The organism is Pseudomonas oryzihabitans, assembly GCF_006384975.1.
Classification (GTDB): domain Bacteria; phylum Pseudomonadota; class Gammaproteobacteria; order Pseudomonadales; family Pseudomonadaceae; genus Chryseomonas; species Chryseomonas psychrotolerans_B.
In genome coordinates, this window is the sequence record NZ_CP021645.1 from 4,835,365 (window position 1) to 4,855,935 (window position 20,571).

General features: G+C 65.2%; 22 protein-coding genes. 6 read left to right on the top strand and 16 right to left on the bottom strand.

The features are described 5' to 3' along the window. Window positions 1–2 precede the first annotated feature (2 nt). The 7 genes from CCZ28_RS21825 to CCZ28_RS21855 form a co-directional block, all read right to left on the bottom strand. Complete coding sequence (locus CCZ28_RS21825; protein ID WP_140220844.1) at window positions 3–935, bottom strand: family 2A encapsulin nanocompartment shell protein; 933 nt, start codon at window positions 933–935, stop codon at window positions 3–5. 191 nt (window positions 936–1,126) lie between these two features. Beyond that, the gene (gene epsC / locus CCZ28_RS21830) at window positions 1,127–2,023 is read right to left on the bottom strand and encodes a serine O-acetyltransferase EpsC (RefSeq protein ID WP_140220845.1); all 897 of its coding nucleotides are present in this window, start codon (window positions 2,021–2,023) and stop codon (window positions 1,127–1,129) included. Between the two features lie 135 nt (window positions 2,024–2,158). Then, on the bottom strand, window positions 2,159–2,638 hold the full coding sequence (locus CCZ28_RS21835) for a rhodanese-like domain-containing protein (protein WP_140220846.1): 480 nt from the start codon (window positions 2,636–2,638) through the stop codon (window positions 2,159–2,161). Between the two features lie 180 nt (window positions 2,639–2,818). After that, window positions 2,819–3,745 (bottom strand): 23S rRNA (adenine(1618)-N(6))-methyltransferase RlmF, encoded by a 927-nt coding sequence (rlmF, locus tag CCZ28_RS21840; RefSeq protein ID WP_140220847.1) that lies wholly within the window; start codon window positions 3,743–3,745, stop codon window positions 2,819–2,821. A 69-nt stretch (window positions 3,746–3,814) separates the two neighbouring features. Beyond that, window positions 3,815–4,786: an aldo/keto reductase gene (locus CCZ28_RS21845; protein ID WP_140220848.1), complete on the bottom strand. Its 972-nt coding sequence runs from the start codon at window positions 4,784–4,786 to the stop codon at window positions 3,815–3,817. A 60-nt stretch (window positions 4,787–4,846) separates the two neighbouring features. Next, on the bottom strand, window positions 4,847–5,551 hold the full coding sequence (locus tag CCZ28_RS21850; RefSeq protein ID WP_140220849.1) for a pseudouridine synthase: 705 nt from the start codon (window positions 5,549–5,551) through the stop codon (window positions 4,847–4,849). Beyond that, a complete protein-coding gene (locus CCZ28_RS21855; RefSeq protein WP_058762120.1) occupies window positions 5,551–5,766 on the bottom strand; it encodes a cysteine-rich CWC family protein in 216 nt (71 codons plus the stop codon). Before CCZ28_RS21855 ends, CCZ28_RS21850 begins: the two co-directional genes overlap by 1 nt. A 142-nt stretch (window positions 5,767–5,908) precedes the next feature. Between CCZ28_RS21855 and CCZ28_RS21860 the strand changes: the two genes are divergently transcribed. The 4 genes from CCZ28_RS21860 (at window position 5,909) to ung (ending at window position 8,675) form a co-directional block, all read left to right on the top strand. Next, window positions 5,909–7,030 carry a glycerophosphodiester phosphodiesterase gene (locus CCZ28_RS21860; RefSeq protein WP_140220850.1) on the top strand — a complete coding sequence of 374 codons (1,122 nt, stop codon included), beginning with the start codon at window positions 5,909–5,911 and terminating at the stop codon, window positions 7,028–7,030. A gap of 52 nt (window positions 7,031–7,082) precedes the next feature. After that, the gene (locus tag CCZ28_RS21865) at window positions 7,083–7,523 is read left to right on the top strand and encodes an NUDIX hydrolase (protein WP_140220851.1); all 441 of its coding nucleotides are present in this window, start codon (window positions 7,083–7,085) and stop codon (window positions 7,521–7,523) included. Window positions 7,524–7,617: 94 nt separating this feature from the next. Further along, window positions 7,618–7,914, top strand: a complete 297-nt coding sequence (locus CCZ28_RS21870; RefSeq protein WP_140220852.1) for a hypothetical protein — start codon at window positions 7,618–7,620, stop codon at window positions 7,912–7,914. 68 nt (window positions 7,915–7,982) lie between these two features. Continuing rightward, window positions 7,983–8,675: a uracil-DNA glycosylase gene (gene ung / locus CCZ28_RS21875; protein ID WP_140220853.1), complete on the top strand. Its 693-nt coding sequence runs from the start codon at window positions 7,983–7,985 to the stop codon at window positions 8,673–8,675. 40 nt (window positions 8,676–8,715) lie between these two features. Here ung and CCZ28_RS21880 read toward each other — a convergent pair whose 3' ends face one another. From CCZ28_RS21880 to plsB, 4 genes are all read right to left on the bottom strand, one after another. Then, window positions 8,716–9,666 carry a DMT family transporter gene (locus tag CCZ28_RS21880; protein WP_140220854.1) on the bottom strand — a complete coding sequence of 317 codons (951 nt, stop codon included), beginning with the start codon at window positions 9,664–9,666 and terminating at the stop codon, window positions 8,716–8,718. 90 nt (window positions 9,667–9,756) lie between these two features. Further along, entirely contained in the window at window positions 9,757–10,482 is a 726-nt protein-coding gene (locus CCZ28_RS21885) for an AraC family transcriptional regulator (protein ID WP_140220855.1), read from the bottom strand. A 67-nt stretch (window positions 10,483–10,549) separates the two neighbouring features. Continuing rightward, window positions 10,550–11,026: a YbaY family lipoprotein gene (locus CCZ28_RS21890; RefSeq protein WP_140220856.1), complete on the bottom strand. Its 477-nt coding sequence runs from the start codon at window positions 11,024–11,026 to the stop codon at window positions 10,550–10,552. Between the two features lie 48 nt (window positions 11,027–11,074). Then, window positions 11,075–13,585, bottom strand: a complete 2,511-nt coding sequence (gene plsB, locus CCZ28_RS21895) for a glycerol-3-phosphate 1-O-acyltransferase PlsB (RefSeq protein WP_140220857.1) — start codon at window positions 13,583–13,585, stop codon at window positions 11,075–11,077. A 367-nt stretch (window positions 13,586–13,952) separates the two neighbouring features. On the opposite strand from plsB, the gene CCZ28_RS21900 reads away from it, so the two are divergent. Continuing rightward, window positions 13,953–14,165 (top strand): cold-shock protein, encoded by a 213-nt coding sequence (locus tag CCZ28_RS21900; protein WP_017641736.1) that lies wholly within the window; start codon window positions 13,953–13,955, stop codon window positions 14,163–14,165. A gap of 42 nt (window positions 14,166–14,207) precedes the next feature. On the opposite strand, the gene CCZ28_RS21905 is transcribed toward CCZ28_RS21900, so the two are convergent. The 3 genes from CCZ28_RS21905 to dapE are packed head-to-tail and all read right to left on the bottom strand — an operon-like array spanning window position 14,208 to window position 16,548. Next, on the bottom strand, window positions 14,208–14,591 hold the full coding sequence (locus CCZ28_RS21905; protein WP_140220858.1) for a hypothetical protein: 384 nt from the start codon (window positions 14,589–14,591) through the stop codon (window positions 14,208–14,210). A gap of 5 nt (window positions 14,592–14,596) precedes the next feature. Next, the gene (locus tag CCZ28_RS21910; RefSeq protein ID WP_140220859.1) at window positions 14,597–15,409 is read right to left on the bottom strand and encodes a putative RNA methyltransferase; all 813 of its coding nucleotides are present in this window, start codon (window positions 15,407–15,409) and stop codon (window positions 14,597–14,599) included. After that, the gene (gene dapE / locus CCZ28_RS21915) at window positions 15,406–16,548 is read right to left on the bottom strand and encodes a succinyl-diaminopimelate desuccinylase (protein ID WP_140220860.1); all 1,143 of its coding nucleotides are present in this window, start codon (window positions 16,546–16,548) and stop codon (window positions 15,406–15,408) included. Before dapE ends, CCZ28_RS21910 begins: the two co-directional genes overlap by 4 nt. Before the next feature lie 84 nt (window positions 16,549–16,632). Between dapE and tcdA the strand changes: the two genes are divergently transcribed. Then, window positions 16,633–17,418 (top strand): tRNA cyclic N6-threonylcarbamoyladenosine(37) synthase TcdA, encoded by a 786-nt coding sequence (tcdA, locus tag CCZ28_RS21920; protein WP_140220861.1) that lies wholly within the window; start codon window positions 16,633–16,635, stop codon window positions 17,416–17,418. Between the two features lie 132 nt (window positions 17,419–17,550). On the opposite strand, the gene CCZ28_RS21925 is transcribed toward tcdA, so the two are convergent. Both CCZ28_RS21925 and mltF read right to left on the bottom strand, forming a co-directional pair. Beyond that, complete coding sequence (locus CCZ28_RS21925) at window positions 17,551–18,522, bottom strand: IS110 family transposase (RefSeq protein WP_140219811.1); 972 nt, start codon at window positions 18,520–18,522, stop codon at window positions 17,551–17,553. A gap of 399 nt (window positions 18,523–18,921) precedes the next feature. Continuing rightward, entirely contained in the window at window positions 18,922–20,406 is a 1,485-nt protein-coding gene (gene mltF, locus CCZ28_RS21930; RefSeq protein WP_140220862.1) for a membrane-bound lytic murein transglycosylase MltF, read from the bottom strand. Between the last annotated feature and the right edge of the window lie 165 nt (window positions 20,407–20,571).

Below are 20,571 nucleotides of genomic sequence, written 5' to 3' on the forward strand. Positions count from 1 at the left end.
GCTTAGCGGTAGGTGTCGGGATAGTCGTGGTACTTGCCGATCTCGACATCGTCGAGCACCGCGAGGGCATCCTCGGTCAGCACAGCCAGCGAGCAGTAGAGAGAGATCAGATAGGACGAAATCGCATGGTTGTTGATGCCCATGAAGCGTACCGACAGCCCCGGACTCTGCTCGCCGGCCAGGCCCGGCTGATAGAGGCCCACGACGCCCTGGCGTTTATCACCGACCCTCAGCAGCAGGATCTTGCTCTTGCCGTCCGCCACCGGGACCTTGTCCGACGGGATGAGGGGAATCCCCCGCCAGGTGATGAATTGCGAACCGAACAAGCTGATGGTGGGCGGTGGCGTGCCGCGGCGGGTCGCCTCGCGGCCAAAGGCGGCGATCGCCAGCGGATGGGCCAGGAAGAAAGCCGGTTCTTTCCAGACCTTGGTCAGCAGTTCATCGAGATCGTCGGGGGTGGGCGCGCCGGTGAGAGGGAAGATTCGCTGTTCTTCGGTGACCTGGGAGAGCAGGCCGTAATCGGGATTGTTGATCAGCTCGCTTTCCTGGTTTTCCTTGATGGTCTCGATGGTCAGGCGCAGCTGTTCTTTGATCTGGTCGTGTGGACTGCTGTAGAGGTCGGAAATGCGCGTGTGGACATCCAGTACGGTGCTCACGGCATTGAGGAAGTACTCGCGCGGCTGCTCTTCGTAATCGACGAAGGTACGCGGCAACTGATTCTCTTCTTCGCGCGCGGTGCAGGTCACGCGAATGGATTCTGGATTCTTGACCTTGTTGAGCCGATAGATGCCCGCTTCGACCGGAACCCACTGCAGCAGGTGGGTCAGCCAGCGTGGACTTATCGTCGAAAGTTGCGGAACGGTCTTGGTCGCATTGGCCAATTGGCGAGCGGCATTATCGCCGAGAGCGGTAGTGCCCCCTACGGTTGCGGTCATGGCAAAGTCCTCAGTTATATGATGTTGGCGTGTTGGTTCGATTGTGGAAAAGCAAAACTCAGACTGACGCGGACTAATGACATTCTTATTAGCTAAGATGTCACAGGTTCTTCATGCTGAAAAGTTGTCGAAGGAATAACGCTATATCGCTTTGGTAAAGCTTTTAGTTGTGGGTTGAGTGATATGTGAGGTCAGCTGTTTTTTGAGTCGGCTTGGGAGACAAGGGTCCCGGCAGGTACATCCTGGGTAATCCAGACATTGCCACCAATCACGGCCCCAGCGCCCAAGGTAACGCGACCGAGAATGGTGGCACCGGCGTAGATGACCACGTCGTTTTCGACCTTGGGATGGCGTGGCAGACCCTTCTGCAAGTGGCCCAGCTCATCGGTGGGAAAACGCTTGGCCCCCAGGGTCACGGCTTGGTAGATACGCACGCGCTCGCCAATTTCGGCGGTTTCGCCGATGACTACGCCGGTGCCATGGTCGATGAAGCAACCCGCGCCGATGCGTGCGCCGGGATGGATGTCGATTCCGGTCTGGCTGTGGGCGATCTCAGCGAGAATGCGGGCGAGCAGCGGTAGTTCCAGATGATAGAGCCTGTGTGCCAGTCGATGATGGATCATCGCCAGTACTCCGGGATAACACAGCAATACCTCATCGACACTACGGGCTGCCGGATCGCCCTGATAGGCAGCGATGACGTCACTGTCCAGCAGGCGTCGAATGTGGGGAAGCGAGGCCGCGAAGGCTCTGATGGCTGTTTCCGCCCGTTCGGCAGGATCTTGTGGCGAAATGGCATGTTCCCGGTAGGAACTACGGATTTCCAACTCCGCCTGATCGACCAGGGTTTGCAACGCAGAATCCAGTGTATGGCCTACGTAGAAATCTTCGCTTTCATAAAAGAGGCCCGGAGGACCCAGGCGCATGGGAAAGAGTACGCCCTTTAATTGCTCCACTACTTGGCTGAGTGCTTCTCGGGAAGGAAACTCCCGACTGCGTATTTCTCGCGATCTATTTTGCGCGTCCCGCCATTCCTCACGGGTATCACGCAACTCTTTGACGATTTCAGCGACTGCGAAAACGGCCACGGTAGGTCCCTCTGGGTCCGATGTTTCGGTCTGAGCTCAATTGGGGAGATGGGCGAAATTGGCGCTATCGATCGACGTCGGCCAGCCACGCCGGCGCGCCGGCTGCGACCACCCGGCGGCCGCTGCGTGCAGCGCCTATTGCTGGGTCCAGGGCAGGCCGTGGAAGCGCCAGCCATCATCGTGGCCGCGTTGCTGATTGGGATCGAGCTCGCCCTCGAAACCTTCGAGGATGTTGAAGACGTGGCTGAAGCCGGCCTTGGTCGCCGCTTCCGCCGCTGCCGCCGAACGTTTGCCACTGCGGCAGAGCAACAGCAGCACGGCGTCCTTGCCGCCCCAGGGCGCTACCTTGGCCTCGAGTTCGCGAACGAAGCGCGGATTGCGGGTCAGGTTGGTACCCGTTGCCCAGGTCACGTGCAGACTGCCGGGGACCTGCCCGACGAAGGTGCGCTCCTCAGGTGAACGCACGTCCACCAATACCGCTTCACCCGCTTCGAACAGCTTCCACGCCTGAATCGGCGTAACGCTGCCAGCAAAGGAGAGATCCTGTGCCAGGGCCCTGGCCTGGGCCCGTTCGAGGATTTCCGGAAGCGCGGTTTCTAGAACTGCCAATGCCATGGTGAGGCTCCTGGTCGATGAAGGTTTTCAGGAGACCAATCTAGGAGCAAAACCCCTTGCTATAGAAATAATAAAAATGGAAAAAATAAGATCTAGAAGTTATAAGTCCGCCGCGACAGAGGCTCTGGGAAGGGTATTTCAGCCGAACGAGGCTAGCTTGCCCCTTGGGCGACAAGCGGCCTAGGCGAAGCGCCAGGCGAGGAAGCGGCTCTGCTTCTGGCCTTGGGCCATGGCTACCACCCGCGTTTCGCTGGCCTGTTCACGCCGCAGCGCCGCCTGCAGCACGGGCAGGTTGCTGGCCTTGGAGACCAGGCAGGTGAACCAGCCGACCTGAGGCGCAAAGCGGCGACTCTCACCAATCATCCGCTCGATGAAGGCCGCTTCACCGCCCGGACACCAGAGTTCGGCCGCCTGGCCGCCGAAATTGAGCAGGGGCACCTGCTTGCCGGTGGTCTTGCCCAGATTCTTCCATTTGCGCTGGCTGCCACGCACGGCGTCGGTGGGGCTGGCATGGAAGGGCGGATTGCACAGGGTGGCGGCGTAATGCTCACCGGGCTGCAGGATGCCGGCGAAGATCGCCTGGGGATCGGGTTGGCGGCGCAATTCGATGGCCGCGGCGCAATCCGGGTTGGCGGCGAGGGTGCGGCCAAAGGCCTCCAGCGCCGCTGGGGCGATATCGCTGCCGACGAAGTGCCAGCCGTATTCCTTGAAGCCGATCAGCGGATAGACGCCATTGGCGCCGGTGCCCACGTCCAGTAGGCGAACCCCTTCACCACGCGGCAGCTTGCCGCCATTGCCCTCGGCCAGCAGGTCGGCCAGGTGATGCAGATAGTCGGCCCGGCCCGGAATCGGTGGGCAGAGGAAGTCGGCGGGGATATCCCAGTTGCGCACGCCATGGTGCAAGGCCAGCAGCGCTCGATTGAGGGCGCGGACCGCCTGGGGATCGGTGAAGTCGATGGACAGGTTGCCCCGTGGCGTCGGTGCCACGAAGGGTTTGAGCGCGGGGCTGACACGCATCAGGGCCGGAAAGTCGTAGCTGCCCTGGTGGCGATTGCGCGGATGCAGGGGAGCGGGGCGGCCAGGGAGAGGGCGACGGGGCGAGGTCATGGCGGCGGGTAGGGTGGAAAACGGGGCGGCGAGCCTAGCACAGCCGCCCCTTGGACTCACATGGGGGGCTCACGCCGGGGTCGGGGCGTCTTCGGGCAGTACGCCGATCTCGCGCAGGTTGCGCCAGAAGGCGGCCGGGATGGATGCGCGCAATAGCTCGGCGTTTTGTCGGGCCCGCTCCGGCTTGCTGCTGCCGGGAATGGTGGCGGCCACGGTGGGATGGGCGAGGCAGAATTGCAGGGCCGCGGCACGGATGTCCACCCCGTGATCCTGGCAGACGCCCTCAATCAGCTCGACCTTGCGGTGCAGCGCCGGCTCGGCCTCGGCATAGTTGTAGTGCTTGCCGCCGGCGAGCAATCCGGAGTTGAAGGGTCCGCCCACCACGATGCCCACGCCGCGGCGTTGGCACTCGGGGAAGAGGGTATCCAGGGCTTCGCGATGATCCAGCAGCGAATAGCGCCCGGCCAGCAGGAAGGCGTCGGGATCGCTCTGTTCCAGGGCCAGGCGGCAGGGCTCCACCAGGTTGACGCCCAGGCCCCAACCCATGATCAGGCCTTCTTCGCGCATCTCGGTGAGGGCCTTGGCGGCGCCCTGCATGGCTTGGGCGAAGTAGTCGCGCCAGGCCGGACCGTGTTGGTCTTCGGAAAGGTCATGGATCCAGACCAGGTCGAGGCGATCGGTCTTGAGCCGCTCCAGGCTGTCTTCGATGGAGCGGCGGGCCCCATCGGCGGAATAGTCGAGCACTCGCTTGAAGGGCAATTCGTTGACGAACGGCGGGGCGTTCTCCGGCTGGTCGGCGGGTTCGAGCAGCCGACCGACCTTGCTGCAGAGCACGAAGTCGTCGCGTGGCTTGTCGGCCAGCACTTCGGCGAAGCGTCGTTCGGAAAGGCCGGCGCCATAGTGTGGCGAGGTGTCATAAAGGCGGATGCCGGCGTCCCAGGCGGCTTCGAGAGTCGCCCGGGCGTCGGCGTCGCTCACCTCGCGGAACATGTTGCCCAGGGGAGCGCCGCCGAAACCGAGGGAGGGGATGTCGATACGCATGGGAAGTCTCCGGGTGGTGCGTGTCTGCATCCCGACCGATGTTCCCGAGGTCCTGTTCCCCTAATCCGCCGGACGTAGTAACGCCACCTCGTCTGCCGTCAGGGCGCGATAGCTGCCCTCGGCCAGCGCCGGGTCCAGGGCCAGGCCGCCGATACGGTCGCGGTGCAGGGCGACGACCTCGATACCGAAGCGCCCGAACATGCGCTTGACCTGGTGATAGCGCCCTTCGACCAGGGTCAGGTAGGCGCTGCGCTCGCTCAGCAGCTCCAGCTGCGCCGGCTGGGTGGTGAGGTCTTCGTAGGCGAAGTAGAGCCCCTCGGCGAAGGCCGCCACCAACTGCGGCGGAATGATCTCGGCGGTGCTGACCAGGTAGCGCTTGGTCTGCTTGTGGCGCGGATGACTCAGGCCGCGCGACCACTGGCCATCGTTGGTGAGCAGCAACAAGCCGGTAGTGTTGAAATCCAGCCGACCGGCCAGGTGCAGGTCGGCGCGCTCTTCTGCGGCGAGGCAGTCCAGTACCGTGGGATGGCGGGCATCGACGGTGGCGCTCACGCAGCCGCGCGGCTTGTGCAGCATCAGGTAGCGCCCACCGGGGCCGTCCTGCAGCAGGCGGTCGTCGGCCTCGATGCGGTCGAAGGCGAAGACCTCGCGTTCGGCCTGCAGGGTTGGCAGGCCATTCACCCGCACGCGGCCCTCGGCGAGCAGGCGCCGGGCCAACTGGCGACCCAGCTCGGATCTATTGCCTAGCCAGCGGTCCAGGCGCATCAGGCGTTCTCGACCTTGCTTCCGGTTGCACAGGCCGGGCACAGGCAGCGCTGATTGCGCTCTTCTTCCGGCAAGCGCTCCAGGGCGGCCGGATTCACGGGTGTCTGCAGGCACCAGCAATCGTCGATGTCGCCACCGTTGGCCAGGACGCAGCTATTGGCCTTGCCGCACAGCGGGCAGCGCGTGGGATCGAAGGGGGTGGGCGATACGGCCATGGTGATCTCGTCGGGCGGAGCGGGCGGCAGAGTACCGGAAATTGCGACCTGGATAACGTTCGTTACAGCAAGGGTCTGCGTACTGTCGCCTCCGGGGTGCAAGCTGCATCCTAGCTCCGATCATCGGACCACCGAGGAACCCATGACAATAACCGCTCTGCGCACCCTGATCCGTACCCTCATTCCCGGAACCCTGCTGGTCAGCCAGCTGGCCCTGGCCACCGAAGCCGAGGTCGGCCAGACCTTGGCGCGCCAGGCCGGCATTCCCTGGCCAGCGGTGATCGCTCATCGCGGCGCCTCCTTCGATGCGCCCGAATCCACCGCGCCGGCCTATCTGGTGGCGCGGGAGCTGGGCGCCGACTACCTCGAACTCGATCTGCAGCGCACCAAGGACGGCCAACTCATCGCCCTGCACGACGACACCCTCGAACGTACCACCGATGTCGCCAAGCGCTTTCCGGATCGCGCCAAGGCGCCGGTCAGCCAGTTCACCCTGGCCGAACTCAAATCGCTGGATGCCGGCAGTTGGTTCAACCAGGCCCATCCCGAGCGCGCCCGGCCCAAGTTCGCCGGACTCAAGATCCTGACCCTCGACGAGGTCATCGACATCGCCGAAGGCGGCCGCAACAAGCCGGGGCTGTACATCGAGACCAAGCAGCCCAAGCTGTTCCCCGGCATCGAGCGCGATCTCAAGGCCAAGCTGACCCAGCGCGGCTGGCTGGGCCAACCCAAGACCGGCGCCACTGGCGTCGCGGCCATGCCTGGGCGGGTTGTCCTGCAGACCTTCGAGAAAGGCAGCCTGGAGCTGCTGCAAAAAGAGATGCCCAACACGCCGAAGATCCTGCTGCTGTGGCTGGACGATGGCTACATCCCGGAAAAGGCCGGCCCGAGCTACGCCGAGTCGGGCGAGTCCAGCAAGGCGGCCTACTATGCCAAGCAACAGGTGCGTTCCGAGGGTGACTTCACCGCCTGGATCGAATGGGCCAAGGCCCATGGCGCCATCGGCATCGGGCCGTCGGCGGCGTTGGAGGAGGGCGGCGACCAGAGCTATGCCGACCTGGTAAAGCCCTGGATGAACGACGTCGCCCACGAGCGGGGTCTGCTGGTGCATGCTTATACCGTGGACTCGCCGGTGGACTTCGCTCGGCTGGCGCCCCGCGGTGTCGATGGTTTCTTCACCAACCGCAGCGCCGAGCTGTTGAAGTTCTACGAGCGTCCCGCCAAGCAAACGCCGGGTGTCTTGCTGAAGCAACTCGGCTATTGAGCCCGTACGGGGAGGCTCCCTGGTCTCCCCGTTTCCCTAGAGGAGCTTCTTTGTGTCCCGTGAAGCCTTCAACGGCGCCAAGTTGGCGCTGCTCTGCGAGGACCAGATCCTGGTCTATCAGCGCGACGACAAGTCCAGCATTCCCTGGCCTGGCCTTTGGGACCTGCCCGGTGGCGGTCGCGAAGACGACGAGACGCCCGAGCGCTGCGCCCTGCGCGAGCTGGAGGAAGAGTTCAGCCTGGTGCTGGATGCCTCGCGGCTGACCTGGGGACGCTGCTATCCGCCGCGCCAGCCAGGCTATCTGCCTAGTTGGCTATTCGCCGGCCAATTGAGTCGCGCCGAGATCGCCACCATCCGCTTCGGCGACGAAGGCCAGCACTGGCAGTTGATGGCCATTACCGACTTTCTCGCCCATCCCCAGGGCGTGCCCCATTTGCAGCAGCGGCTGCGGGACTACCTGGAAGAGCTGGCTGCGGCGACCGGCGTCTCTTAATCCCGGCTGAATGAAAGCGCGATAAGCGAGCGTAAGTCGCGGGCTCGCCTTAAGCTTTCTCCGGGCCCATCCGGGCCGTTCTGGAGATATTCCCATGCGCCATTTCTTCTTGGCGTCGCTCTGTGCCCTGACCCTTGGCGGTTGCACCGTCTACGACACCTATCCACGTTACTACAGCCGCCCGGCGCCGCCCCCAGCGGTCTTCTACGGCACGCCTGCCTATCCGCCGCCCACGGTCATCGTCCGTCCCTATGGCTACGGCTACTATTACCGACCGGGGCCTCCGCCTCCGCCGCACTGGGGGCCGGGACCAGGTTGGGGACCGCGTCCAGGGTTCGGGCCACCCGGTTGGGGGCCGCGCCCGGGGCCGCCGGGGTGGGGCCCTCACTAGCCTGAGGTTTGACAGGGGCGGTGCGCTTTTCTAGGGTGCTGTCCTTGTCTTGACCAGGAAACCGACGCGTGGACGACGATCGCATCAAGCTCGACCCCCAATGGAAAGCCGCGCTACGCGCCGAGTTCGAACAGCCCTACATGCGCCAGTTGGGCGACTTCCTGCGGCGCGAGAAGGCCGCCGGCAAGGTCATCTATCCGCCTGGTCCCCTGATCTTCAATGCGCTCAACACCACGCCGCTGGATCAGGTGAAGGTGGTCATCCTCGGCCAGGACCCTTACCACGGGCCGGGGCAGGCCCATGGCCTGTGCTTCTCGGTGCAGCCCGGCGTCCCGGCGCCGCCCTCGCTGCAGAACATCTTCAAGGAACTCAAGCGCGACCTGAATCTGCCCATTCCCAACCATGGCTACCTGCAGCACTGGGCGGAGCAGGGCGTGCTGCTGCTCAACACCTCGCTGACGGTTGAGCAGGCCAATGCCGGTTCCCACGCCAAGGCCGGTTGGCAAAGATTCACCGACCGCATCATCGAGGTGGTCAGCGTCGAGCGCGAGAACCTGGTGTTCCTGCTCTGGGGCAGCCACGCCCAGAGCAAGCAGAGTCTCATCGACCCCCAGAAACACCTGATCCTCAAGTCCGCCCACCCTTCGCCGCTGTCGGCCCATCGAGGTTTTCTCGGCAACGGTCACTTCGGCCGAACCAACGAATTCCTGCGCAACGCCGGCCTGGCGCCCATCGACTGGGCGCTGCCGCCGCTGGCCTGACCCTGCACTTAGCTGCTGTCGGCGTCCTCGCTTCGACCGGCTAGCAGGCCGCCCCGGTTGCGGCGGCGGTCGCGGTCGGGCGCCGGTGGCAGAGCAGGCACCAGCCCACTCCCAGTATCAGCAGCACGATGGCCAGAACCTCCAGCAGGGTCGGCAGCCGCCCATTCCAGAGAAAGCCATAGAGCAGCGACGACAGCGTCTCGATGACGATGGCCTGGCCACTCAGGGTCAGCGGCAGCCGGCGACTGGCCTGGTTCCAGCAGGCGCCGCCGATGATGGAAGCCAGCAGCGCCACGCCCGCAGCTACCAGCAGCGGCTGCAACCAATCGGCGGGCGCTCGTAGCGCCAACTCCGGGCCCAGCAGCAGGGCCGCGGCCAGCAGCGCCTGGAGGCCGGTCGCGCTGCCGAGCAATAGGCCCCAGTCGTGGGCACCGATGGGCGTCCTGGTCAGGTAGCGGGTGTTGACCACCGCGAACCAGCTCCAGGCCAGCAGGGCACCACAGGCGCACAGCAGGCCCAGCAGGGGGTGCTCACCGACGGCGGTGGTGGTCAGCGTCTCGTAGCTGATCAGGGCTACGCCGAGCAAGGCGCAGGCAAGCGATGGCCAGAGGCGGCTGAAACCCACGGCGCCGGCATCGCGCTGCCCGGCCAGGGCGACCAGCAGCGGAATCAGGCCGACGATCAGGGTGGTTGCCGCGATGCCGGCCTGTTGTACCCCCGAACCGACCAGGGCGTAGTAGCCGAGGTTGCCGATCAGGCTGAGCCAGAACAGGCGCACCCCATCGGTACGGGTGAGCTGCGCTCGCAATGCGCGCCAGCGGGGCAGGAGCAGTGCCAGCGCGACCAGGCCGTAGCAGAGAAAGCGCAACACGGCGAATTGGGCACCGCTCAGGTCGGGGACCAGGGCTGGGGCGAGAAAGATCACGCCCCAGCACAGGCCTGCCGCCAGCCCGTAGCCGATTCCCGCTGCCGATAATTCCCGTTCGTGCATGACGCCATCTCCACCGATTCGTCATCAGTGTGGCGACGCAGGCGGGAACCCGTCTTGCGCGAAACTGCGGCGTTCTTTACCCGGAGTGCGTTATCTGGGCGCGTGCTGACTACGCCGCCAGGCGGCTGGGCTGATGCCCTGGCGGCGGGTCATGGCACGGGTCAGGGCGGCCTGATCGGCAAAGCCGACGCGCAGGGCGATCTCGGCGATGGGCAGGCGACTGTCGCCCAGCCAGCGCTGGGCCTGGCGTAGCCGCAGGTCGGTCAGCCAGGCCTGGGGTGTCTGAGCGAAGCGCTCATGGAAGAGCAGGTGCAGACGGCTCAGGCCGACGCCCGCCAGGCGTGCCATGACCGGGTTGCTCCAGTCGCCGGCGGGCTGGGCTTCCACCCGTGCCAGCAGGCGGTCGAAGGCCGAGACGGCGGTGGGGAGGGTCAGCGAGGCCAGTAGCAGGCGGGTGAGTTCGCTGGCGTGCTGGTCCAGGGCCGCTGCCGGGGTCAGTTCGGCGAAGGCGAGCAGTTGCCGCGTCGCTGGCGAGATCGGCAGGCACGGCTGCTGGCGTGCGCTATCCAGGGTGCGCTCAGGCAACCAGTCGCTGGCGCAGTCGATCACCAGGAAACGACTGTCTGGGGCCGACTGCTGGGCGTGATCGCACTCGGGTGCGACCAGGGCAGCGAGCCCGGTATGCAGGCGTGCCCCGGTGCGCCCCGCCACCTCCAGCTCCATGCCGCCCTGGAGGGGTAGCACCAACTGGGCAAAGTCATGGGCGTGGGGGTGGTGTTCGCCCTGATAGCGCTTGATGGCGAGGCGTGGAGTCAAGGCGCACCTCGGCGAAGGGACTCAGAAGATCGATACCTTCGATCCTAACACGCTCGCTGAGTCGGCTTCAGCGCACCGGCTGCAGCGGCAACTCCACCTCGCCACCACTGCCCAGGTCCACCGCGATCGGATCCTGGGTCAGGAACAAGGGGCGACCGCCCAGCAGGATACGACCGCTGAGCAGGTAGCGCTCACCGCTCTTGACCCGCGAGGGGGCGTAGTCGAGGCGGAAGGGCACCTGGCCCTGCTGCTTGACGAACAGGGTGCGCTGGGCCAGGCGACCGCTCGGGGTGTCACCGGCACTGGCACTGTATAGGCTGACGGTCAGCTTGGCGGTGGGCGGTACCGGCTCGCTGGCGGTGAAGGTGGCCTGGCCGCTGAGGCTGGTCATGCTCGGCTGGGCCGGCGTGCCAGGGGTGGTCTGCGGTCGCTCGGTCGGCGGCAGCGGTTGACCGGCCGGGGGCGGCGGCGTGGGGCCAGGGCGCAGCCCGCTACAGGCGCTGAGCAGCAGCGAGGTGGCGAGCAGGGTGGCGATTCTTTTCATGGGTGGATCCTAGGTTGAAATCGACTGCTGTGACCCATGGGCGCCTGCTTAGTTGCTACCTGTGGGCGACAATTCGGGCTCTGGCGAATCTGGCGCGTCGGGTCGGTCCAGGGCCACCTGGCGGATCGACAGGCGAATCTCCGCGGGCAGCACCCGCTTGCCCGCACCTTCGGCCAGTTCGCCGAGCAGTTCGTGGTGCCCCAGGGTGCCGTCGTCGGCCTTGCGCAGTACCCCTTCGGCCAGCAGTGTCTGGATGAAGTGACGGAACAGCGACTTGTCGAAGAATTCCGGGGCATTGAGGCCATGCAGTACCGACAGCCGCTGGGCCATCACGGTGCAAAGCTCTTCCAGCTGGGCGGCGGTCAGGCTGTTCTGGCCGTGGTTGAGGATCAGCGCGGTGGTCATGTAGTAGCGCTGTAGGGTCTGCAGGATGGCCCGCGCCAGCAGGGTGAGGCGGACGAACTGCCGCGAGCTGGGCGCAGCCCGCACGAAGACGTCATCCTCCAGGCGCAGCAGGCCGCGTTCCACCATGGCTTCCAGCCAGCCGTCCAGCACCAGGGGCAGCTCTTCACGCTCCCAGTGGATGAACAGCTCGGCCTGTAGATAGGGATAGAGCGCCAGGGCGAATCTATGGATCAATTCGCGGGTCATCCGCCCGGTGTTCTGGAAGAAGCTGGCGATCAGCGCCGGGATGGCGAAGAGGTGCAGGACGTTGTTGCGGTAATAGGTCATCAAGACCGCGTTCTGCTCGTCCAGATAGAGGATGCGCCCCAGGGCGTCTTGCTGCTCGGCGAGAAAGCCCAGTTCGCGCACCTCCTCGATGATGCTCTGGCCATCGCCTTCGGGCAGGGTGACGCTGGTGGAATAGGGCACCCGCCGCAGGAGATCCAGGTAGAGGTCGATGGCGCGCACCAGGGCGCCTTCGTCGAGCGCCTGGCGATTGGTCGACAGCAACGCCAGAGCTACCAGGTTGACCGGGGTGACCGCGGCGGCGGCATTGATCCGCCGGACCACCCGCTCGCCCAGTTCGTGGGTGACCGGGGTGAACCAGCTCGGCTTGAAGTCTTCGTCGAGGGGTTCGTCGCGCCAGCCCGGCCGATGGGCGTCGAGGAAACCCTGCAGTGGAATGGGTTCGCCGAAGTTGACCCAGACCCGGCCGAAGCGCTGGCGCAGGGCGCCGAACACCTTGACCAGGTCGAAGAGGGATTCCTTCTTCTTGGCGGCGCCACGCAACTCGCCCAGGTAGGTGCGCCCCTCGAAGACCTTCTCGTAGCCGATGTAGACCGGCACGAAGACGATGGGCCGGCGGGAATCACGTAGGAAACTGCGCAGGGTCATGGCCAGCATGCCGGTGCGCGGTTGCAGGGTGCGCCCGGTTCGCGAGCGCCCGCCCTCGACGAAGTATTCGGTGGAGAAGCCGCGGCTGAACAGGCTGTGCAGGTATTCGTTGAACACGGCGGCATAGAGGGCATTGCCCTTGAAGCTGCGTCTCATGAAGAAGGCGCCGCCGCGTCTGAGAATGTTGCCCACCACCGGCATATCGAGGTTGATGCCGGCGGCGATGTGCGGTGGGGTCAGGCCGTTCTGGAACAGCAGATAGGACAGCAGCAGGTAGTCGATATGACTGCGATGGCAGGGCACATAGACCACGGTATGCCCCGGCGCCATCTCCTGGATGCGCTCGATGTGGCTGACCGTGACGCCGTCATAGATGCTGTTCCAGAACCAGCGCAAGCCGACATCCAGGCAGCGCACCACGGGATAGGAGAAATCCGAGGCGATCTCCCGCGCATAGTGCGCGGCCTCGTCTTCGATGCGTCCGGGGGTGGCTTTGCGCTGGGCGATCTCGCGGGCGATGGTCGCCTTGACCTGGGGCGCCCGCAGGAGGCCGCGCAGCAGGGTGCGCCGGTGCGACAGGTCCGGGCCGATCACCGCCTGGCGCACGTTGCGGAAGTGGATGCGCAACTGGCGCATCACCAGGCGCTCCAGGCGTTGCGGGTCCGGACGTTGAGTGGCCAGGGCGCCCAGCGACAGCGGTTTGGAGAATTGCACCCGGGTGAGTCGGCCCAGTACCAGGATGCGCGCCGCCTTGCGCAGCCGCCCGGTCACCACCCAGTTGTCCGCCCAGAGCAGCTTCCAGGGACTGGTCTCGCGATCCGGTGACTGGCCCCAGAAGACGCTGACCGGTACCAACTGGACATCCTCCACCTGGTGTTCGGTGAGCGCCAGCACCACCCGCCGCAAGGTGGGTGGGACCGAGCGGCGCGCCGGGCGTCCGCGCCAGTCCGGTTTGCCCACGGCGTTGAAGTAGGCGAGCGATTCGGTCCTGGCGCCCAGCACCAACGGCCGTAGCGGGCGGGGAAGGCCGGCCTTGCGACATTCCCGGTCGAGCACCGCCAGGTCGCTCAGCGAGGCTTCGGGCAGCACATAGAGCACCGGCTTGGTGGGATCGATGCGACTCAGCAGGCTGGCCGCCTGGGTGGTCTCGGAGCGAACCCAGAGATAGAGCAGGCGCTTGAGCAGCGAGAAGGCCAGAAGGCGCAGCGGCGAACGAGTCATGAAGGGCTACCGGATGGACGAGGCGGCAGTGTGCCGGATGGCCTGGCGGGCGTAAAACCACCCGCACCCTGGAGCTTTCGACCTACCCGGCGGCTCCTTGTCACCGTTGTCGACAAAAAGCCGCTTCAATCACGGAAAACCCGTCATTCGTGCGGCTTTGGCGATGATGGCACCTTGCGTAAAAAACGTTGCTTTTGCCGGTAAAGCGATGCTTCATAAGAAATCGGCAGGTCCTTGCCGACCGTTGGAGCGCGCTCTCCCAGGGTGGCGCTTCCGGGGCGCGATCTGTACCGATACGACAAGGCAACCCGGTTGCCGCACTTCGGCGGCCGGGGATAGGAAATCCAGAAAGCTTCGGAGAGATGTGATGGGTGAGCAACGCGAAACCGGTACCGTCAAGTGGTTCAATGACGCCAAGGGATATGGATTCATTCAACGCGAGGGCGGTGCCGATGTGTTCGTTCACTACCGCGCCATCCGCGGTGAAGGCCACCGCTCCCTGGTCGAAGGCCAGCAGGTGGAGTTTTCGGTGATCGAGGGCCAGAAGGGCCTGCAAGCCGAAGACGTCGCCCGGCTGTGAGCCGCTCCCGCGAGGAGCCAAGGGCTCCTCGCGTACCTCGGGTCATTCGGTCCGCCAGACGATTTCCTCGACTCCCGCGTCCGTGACCTTCAGCCAGCGATCAGCGGCTTCTTCGTCCTCTTCCTCGCTCCAGCCACTCGGGGCGCAGCGCACCTGCACCTGCAGGGCTGCCTGAGCGTCGCGGGCGCAGGCCAGGTCGTCCACCCAGGGCGATACATCGCTTTCCAGCAGCAGGCTGTGCCACTTGCCCACCGCCTTCGGCAGCCAGGTGACCGGAATGGTTTCGCCGCCATAGCGCAGGGTGCACTTGAAGGTCTGCCCGCGGGCCTGCCAGGCGCAGGGCATGCCGAACACCTGCTCGAGCCAGGTCGAGACGGCCTCCTGGTCGACGTCCTTGAAGTAGATTTCGATATCGGGCTGGCGCATGGGGCTTAGGCTCCGGATTTGACGATCCAATCGTAACGTACTGCCACCCGCACCTCGAAGGGGTCGGCCAACACCCGCTCGCGGCGCTCGGCGTTGACCCGCCAGCCGTGGGGTGTCATGGCCAGCAGGTCTTCGCGGGTCTGGCGCTCGGCCAGCGGCAGCACGAATTCGAGCCCTTCGCTGTGGGCCAGTTCCAGTCCCGGCGGCAGATCCTGCAGGTGCTTGTCTTCGGCGTAGTCGCGCACCTCGTCGTAGAGGCGCTGACGCAACTCCAGCAGGTGGGCGGTGGCCGGACCCAGACGCAGGATGCCGCCACCGGGGGCCAGCACGCGCTGGGCTTCGGTCCAGTCGATGGGGCTGAAGACGCTGGCCAGCAGCTGGCAACTGGCGTCCGGCAGCGGAATGCGCGCCATGCTCGCCACCAGCCAGGTCAGTGCCGGGGTGCGCCGGCAGGCGCGGCGCACCGCCTCGCGGGAGATGTCCAGGGCGTAGCCATCGGCCGTGGGCAGGGCCTGGGCCAGGCGCTCGGTGTAGAAGCCTTCGCCGCAGCCGACGTCGATCCAGCGCTGGGGCGCTCGTTCGGCGGCCAACTGCGCCAGGCGTTCGGCCAGCGGCGCATAGTGACCGGCATCAAGGAAGCGCCGGCGGGCCTCGACCATGGCGGCGTTGTCGCCCGGGTCCAGGCTCTTCTTGTGCTGCACCGGCAAGAGATTCAGATAGCCCTGGCGGGCACGGTCGAACCTATGACCGGCGGGACAGCCGACGCCGCCGTCGAGATCGGCCAAGGGGGCCTGGCAAAGCGGACAGATCAATTTCATGCCAGCAACCGTACCAGGGTGCCGTAGTAGACCTCGGTCAAGAGATCCAGGTCGCTGGCCAGCACGTGCTCGTCCACCTGGTGGATGGTGGCATTGATCGGACCCAGTTCCACCACCTGGGCACCCAGGGTGGCGATGAAGCGACCATCTGAGGTGCCGCCGCTGGTGGACGCCTCGGGTCGATAGCCGGTGACCGCCTCCACGCTGGCCGAGACGGCATCGAGCAGGTCGCCCGGCTCGGTGAGAAAGGGCAGGCCGGACAGCGACCAGTCGATGTGCCAGTCCAGGCCGTGGCGATCAAGGATGGCTTCGACGCGGGCCTGCAGGCCTTCTACGGTGGATTCGGTGGAGAAGCGGAAATTGAACAGCGCCTGCAACTCGCCCGGCACCACGTTGCCGGCGCCGGTACCGGAATTGAGGTTGGAGATCTGGAAGCTGGTGGGCGGGAAGAAGGCGTTGCCCTCGTCCCACTGCTCGGCGGCCAGATCGGCCAGCGCCTGGGCGGCCAGGTGAATGGGGTTGCGCGCCAGGTGCGGATAGGCCACATGGCCCTGCTTGCCGCGCACGGTCAGGCGACCGTTGAGCGAGCCGCGACGCCCGTTCTTGACCACGTCGCCCAGCAGCCGGGTGCTGGAAGGTTCGCCGACGATGCACCAGTCCAGCCGCTCGCCGCGTTCGCGCAGGCGCTCCACCACGGCGCGGGTGCCATGCAGCGCCGGACCTTCTTCGTCGCTGGTAATAAGGAAGGCGATAGCGCCGCGATGGTCGGGATGGTCGGCGACGAAGCGCTCCACGGCGATGATCATGCTCGCCAGGCTGCCCTTCATGTCGGCAGCGCCACGGCCGCGCAGCATGCCGTCGGCATCCACGTGGGCATTGAAGGGCGCCTGCTGCCAGGCTTCCAGCGGACCGGTGGGCACCACGTCGGTGTGGCCGGCGAAGCACAGCACCGGACCCTCGCCGCCACGGCGCGCCCAGAAGTTGTCCACCTCCTCGATGCGCAGCGGCTCGAGGGCGAAGCCCAGGCGTTCCAGGCGCTGCATCATCAGGGCCTGGCAGCCTTCGTCCAGCGGCGTGACCGAGGCCCGGCCGATCAGGTCGCAGGCGAGTTCCAGGGTGGGGGTGAGGGCGGTGGTCATGGTAGGTCCCGGGGAGGCGGCTAGGTTCAGGGGGAGCGGTATGGTAAAGGAAAACCTATACTGTGGCTTTTGTGGAAAGCCTTCATGACGTTCGATGAACAACGCTTCGGCGGGATCGCCCGGCTTTATGGGCAGGAGGCGGTGGAGCGCTTGGCCGCCAGTCACGTCGCCGTCGTCGGCATCGGCGGGGTGGGCTCCTGGGCCGCCGAGGCCCTGGCCCGCAGCGGGGTCGGCCGCATCAGCCTGTTCGATCTGGACGACATCTGCGTCAGCAACACCAATCGTCAGGTGCATGCCCTGGACGGCCAGGTGGGCCGGCCCAAGGTCACGGTGATGGCCGAACGCATCCAGGCCATCAACCCGGCCTGCGCGGTCAAGGCGGTGGCGGATTTCGTCACCCGCGAAACCATGGCCGACTACATCACCGAAGACCTCGACCTGGTGCTGGACTGCATCGACAGCGTGGCTTCCAAGGCGGCGCTGATCGCCTGGTGCAAGAGACGCAAGATCGCCATTGTCACCACCGGTGGCGCCGGCGGCCAGATCGATCCCACCCAGATCCAGGTGGTGGACCTCAATCGCACCTACAACGACCCCCTGGCCTCGCGGGTACGCTCCCTGTTGCGCCGCGACTACGGCTTTTCGCGTAATCCCAGCCGGCATTACAGCGTGCCCTGCGTCTTCTCCACCGAACAGCTGCGCTATCCCAAGCCGGACGGCAGCGTCTGCCAGCAGAAGAGTTTCGTCGGCGAAGGCGTGCGCCTGGACTGCGCCGGCGGCTTCGGCGCGGTGATGATGGTTACCGCCACCTTCGGCATGGTAGCCGCCGCGCGGGCGGTGGATAAGTTGATCCAGAAGCCGAAGGGCTAGCGCTTTCGTAGGTTGGGTTGAGCGCAGCGAAGCCCAACGGTGCCCCGATCGAGCCTTCCATGTTGGGCTTCGGCGATGAAGCCGTCTCAACCCAACCTACGTCCTGACGCGCGTAGATACCGTCTTTGTTCCTCAGTGTGCAATCGCTAAAGCAGGGTCGAAAGGCTTGCCCGATTTGAGCACGCCATAGGCGATGGTCAGCAGCTTACGCATGGCGGCGCAGACGGTTTGTTTACCTCTTTTGCCCCTGGCTTTCAGACGCTCGGCTTGCGCCTTGATAGCCGGGTTGTAGGTCAGCGCCACGACAGCGGGTAGGTATAGCGCACTTCGTAAGCGGACTGATCCCATGCGCGAGAGGCAGGCATGGCCGCGCGCGAGACCGGATTCCTGTAGGCGTGGGTTCAAGCCAGCAAAGGCGGTAACGGCGCGGGCATTGGCGAAGCGGTCGATATCGCCGAGCTCCGCCAGGATCAAAGCGGCGGTCTTGTCGGCGATGCCGTCGATACTCACCAGCAGGTCGCGCTTACCACGTAAGTCTGGATCGTCGTCGATATGGCGTTTGATCTGTTCAAGCGTCCAGGCGATCTGCTCATCGAGCCGCTGCAAGACTGCCCGGATGGAGTCCTGGACTTTTTCCGGGCTGACCTCGAGCCGATTGAACTCCATCTGTCGTAGCGATTGGAGGTCCTCCAGGCGCCGGGTCAGCGCGCGAAGCGTGCGGATGGACACAGATTCCGGGTGCCAGTCTCGCAGACTATCCTCATGCCGCTGGCCATAGGTGGCGATCAGCTTGGCGTCGAGTTTGTCCGTCTTGCTGCGTTGCAACTGGCTTTGCGCATAGCGGGCGATCTGTGCTGGATTGAGCACTGCGATTCGGTAGCCCAGAGCATGGAAGTGCTCGGCGAGCGCTTCGTGGTAGATGCCCGTGGCCTCCATCACGATCCAAGCGCCTGGCTCGGCATGCTGTTGCAGCCAGTCTGCAAAGACCGCGAAGCCTGACGGGTCGTTGCTCAGCTTGCCCTTGGTCCGGTACTTGCCGTTGGACTGCAGGACCGCCAGATCGAAGCTGCGCTTGGCGATATCAACGCCCACCACTACGGCCATGATGTCTCCTCCTTCAGATGAGTCACGATCACGTCATCCCGTCCAACCTTGTGCAATACGAGCTCTAGAGGCTCTAGATACCGTTCGAACTTGGGGATGAGTGTGGCGGAGGCAGCCTATCTACGTTGCAAGCTCAAAGGCCTAAGGGTGGACACGGCTTGCCATCCTCCCCCGATGATCAGTCGGGGACTATGACCTCCTGAGGAGGCTGTAGTCGAGATACAAGGGTGGACAACGGCGCAGCCTTGTCCACGCGGGTGAACGCCGGGTGCCAGTGGAAAACGCTGGCGCGGTTTTCCACTGTACGAGGGTTCGAGCGAGGCGGCCCTCACCCCAGCCCTCTCCCCGAGGGAGAGGAGGCGGTACTGGCGCATCGGACTAACGACGGCACGCCTCTCTCTACATATCCTGCGGTGTTTCCCGTGCCGGCCGGTCGTCGGCGATCGCCGGGACGTGCAGGCCGCTCTTGGCCAGTTGCTGGCCTTCCATCTGCGGCTGGGTGGTCCAGGTGAGGATGTCGTAGTAACGGCGCACGTTCTGCACGAATTCCACCGTCTCGCCGCCGCGGGCGTAGCCGTAGCGGGTCTTGCTGTACCACTGCTTCTGCGCCAGGCGCGGCAGCATCTTCTTCACGTCCAGCCAGCGATCCGGGTCCAGGCCCTGGGATTCGGCCAGGCGACGGGCGTCGAGGATATGGGCGATGCCGATGTTGTAGGTAGCCAGGGCGAACCAGGTGCGATCCGGCTCATGGATGCTGTCCGGCAATTCGTCGCGGATCTGGTCGAAGTACTTGGCGCCCCCGGTGATGCTCTGCTCGGGGTCGAGGCGATTGGCTACACCCATGGCCTGGGCGGTGTTGTTGGTCAGCATCATCAGGCCGCGTACCCCGGTCTTGGACGTGGCGTCCGCCGTCCACAGCGATTCCTGGTAGCCCATGGCGGCGAGCAGGCGCCAGTCCAGTTGGTGCTTCTGTGCCACCTTACGAAAGTGCTTCTCGTACTTGGGCAGGCGTTCCTGCAGGTGTTGGGCGAAGGTGTAGGCGCCGACGTAGCCGAGGACGTCGACGTGGCCGTAATAGCGCTCCTTGAGCTGCTGCAGGGTGCCGTCGCGGCGCACCTTGTCCAGATAGGCGTTGACCGCGTCGAGCAGGCTGTTGTCCTCACCCGGCTGCAGGGCCCAGGCCTGGCCCTGGGTGTCGCCCAGGTCGAAGGCCACCCGCACGTTGGGGAAGTACACCTGGTTCATGGCCAGCTCGTTGGAATCCACCAGGGTCAGGTCGATCTGGCCTTCGTCGACCATGCGCAGCAGGTCGCTGACCTCCACCTGGTCGGACTCATCGAAGGCGAGACCAGGCACCTGGGCCTGCAGAGCGCGGAGTTGTTCGGCCTGGCTGCTGCCCTTGAGCACCAGGATGCGTTTGCCGACCAGATCCTTGGGTGAGCTGGGGCGGACGTTGCCGTTGCGATAGATGACCTGGGGTACCACGTCCAGATAGCTGCGGGAGAACTTCAGATTCTGCCGGGTGGGATTGGGCGTGAGACCGGCGGCGGCGATGACCGGGCCGTCGGGATTGCCGAGGCGGTTATAGAGGTCGTCGAGGTTGTCGGCGGTGCTGATTTCCAGGCGCACCTTGAGCGATTCGGCGAAACCCTTGACCAGTTCGTACTCGAAGCCGGTCTCGCCGTTACGGTCCTGGAAGTAGGTCGCCGGGCTGTTGCGCGTCACCACGCGCAGCACGCCGGCCTGCTGTACCTTTTCCAGGGCGGTCGGCTTGGGCTGCGCAGGCGCGTCTGCACCTCCACAGCTCATGAGCAAGATGAGGAAGGGCAGGATAAGCCAGGCGAATCGCTTGAAGGCTCTATTCAAATGGGCTAGCTCGGCCATACGGCATCAAAACGGCACTGGCGCCTTGCTGACGCGCCTCATCGTTGGCCCTCCGGGCACTCGTTATTGCCGGGGCGCGTCGCGCCACCGGTACGGCCAAAGGCCCTATCCTGAGCCCAATGGGCAGCCACGTCCAAAGGGCGTGGCAGGCCGTATCGGCGGGCA

What these genes read in the sequence shown, in the direction of transcription:
- CCZ28_RS21825 (WP_140220844.1), bottom strand. Translation starts at nt 935, where the DNA reads ATGACCGCAACCGTAGGGGGCACTACCGCTCTCGGCGATAATGCCGCT.
- CCZ28_RS21835 (WP_140220846.1), bottom strand. Translation starts at nt 2,638, where the DNA reads ATGGCATTGGCAGTTCTAGAAACCGCGCTTCCGGAAATCCTCGAACGG.
- rlmF (WP_140220847.1), bottom strand. Translation starts at nt 3,745, where the DNA reads ATGACCTCGCCCCGTCGCCCTCTCCCTGGCCGCCCCGCTCCCCTGCAT.
- CCZ28_RS21845 (WP_140220848.1), bottom strand. Translation starts at nt 4,786, where the DNA reads ATGCGTATCGACATCCCCTCCCTCGGTTTCGGCGGCGCTCCCCTGGGC.
- CCZ28_RS21850 (WP_140220849.1), bottom strand. Translation starts at nt 5,551, where the DNA reads ATGCGCCTGGACCGCTGGCTAGGCAATAGATCCGAGCTGGGTCGCCAG.
- CCZ28_RS21855 (WP_058762120.1), bottom strand. Translation starts at nt 5,766, where the DNA reads ATGGCCGTATCGCCCACCCCCTTCGATCCCACGCGCTGCCCGCTGTGC.
- CCZ28_RS21860 (WP_140220850.1), top strand. Translation starts at nt 5,909, where the DNA reads ATGACAATAACCGCTCTGCGCACCCTGATCCGTACCCTCATTCCCGGA.
- CCZ28_RS21870 (WP_140220852.1), top strand. Translation starts at nt 7,618, where the DNA reads ATGCGCCATTTCTTCTTGGCGTCGCTCTGTGCCCTGACCCTTGGCGGT.
- CCZ28_RS21880 (WP_140220854.1), bottom strand. Translation starts at nt 9,666, where the DNA reads ATGCACGAACGGGAATTATCGGCAGCGGGAATCGGCTACGGGCTGGCG.
- CCZ28_RS21890 (WP_140220856.1), bottom strand. Translation starts at nt 11,026, where the DNA reads ATGAAAAGAATCGCCACCCTGCTCGCCACCTCGCTGCTGCTCAGCGCC.
- plsB (WP_140220857.1), bottom strand. Translation starts at nt 13,585, where the DNA reads ATGACTCGTTCGCCGCTGCGCCTTCTGGCCTTCTCGCTGCTCAAGCGC.
- CCZ28_RS21900 (WP_017641736.1), top strand. Translation starts at nt 13,953, where the DNA reads ATGGGTGAGCAACGCGAAACCGGTACCGTCAAGTGGTTCAATGACGCC.
- CCZ28_RS21905 (WP_140220858.1), bottom strand. Translation starts at nt 14,591, where the DNA reads ATGCGCCAGCCCGATATCGAAATCTACTTCAAGGACGTCGACCAGGAG.
- CCZ28_RS21910 (WP_140220859.1), bottom strand. Translation starts at nt 15,409, where the DNA reads ATGAAATTGATCTGTCCGCTTTGCCAGGCCCCCTTGGCCGATCTCGAC.
- dapE (WP_140220860.1), bottom strand. Translation starts at nt 16,548, where the DNA reads ATGACCACCGCCCTCACCCCCACCCTGGAACTCGCCTGCGACCTGATC.
- tcdA (WP_140220861.1), top strand. Translation starts at nt 16,633, where the DNA reads ATGACGTTCGATGAACAACGCTTCGGCGGGATCGCCCGGCTTTATGGG.
- CCZ28_RS21925 (WP_140219811.1), bottom strand. Translation starts at nt 18,522, where the DNA reads ATGGCCGTAGTGGTGGGCGTTGATATCGCCAAGCGCAGCTTCGATCTG.
- mltF (WP_140220862.1), bottom strand. Translation starts at nt 20,406, where the DNA reads ATGGCCGAGCTAGCCCATTTGAATAGAGCCTTCAAGCGATTCGCCTGG.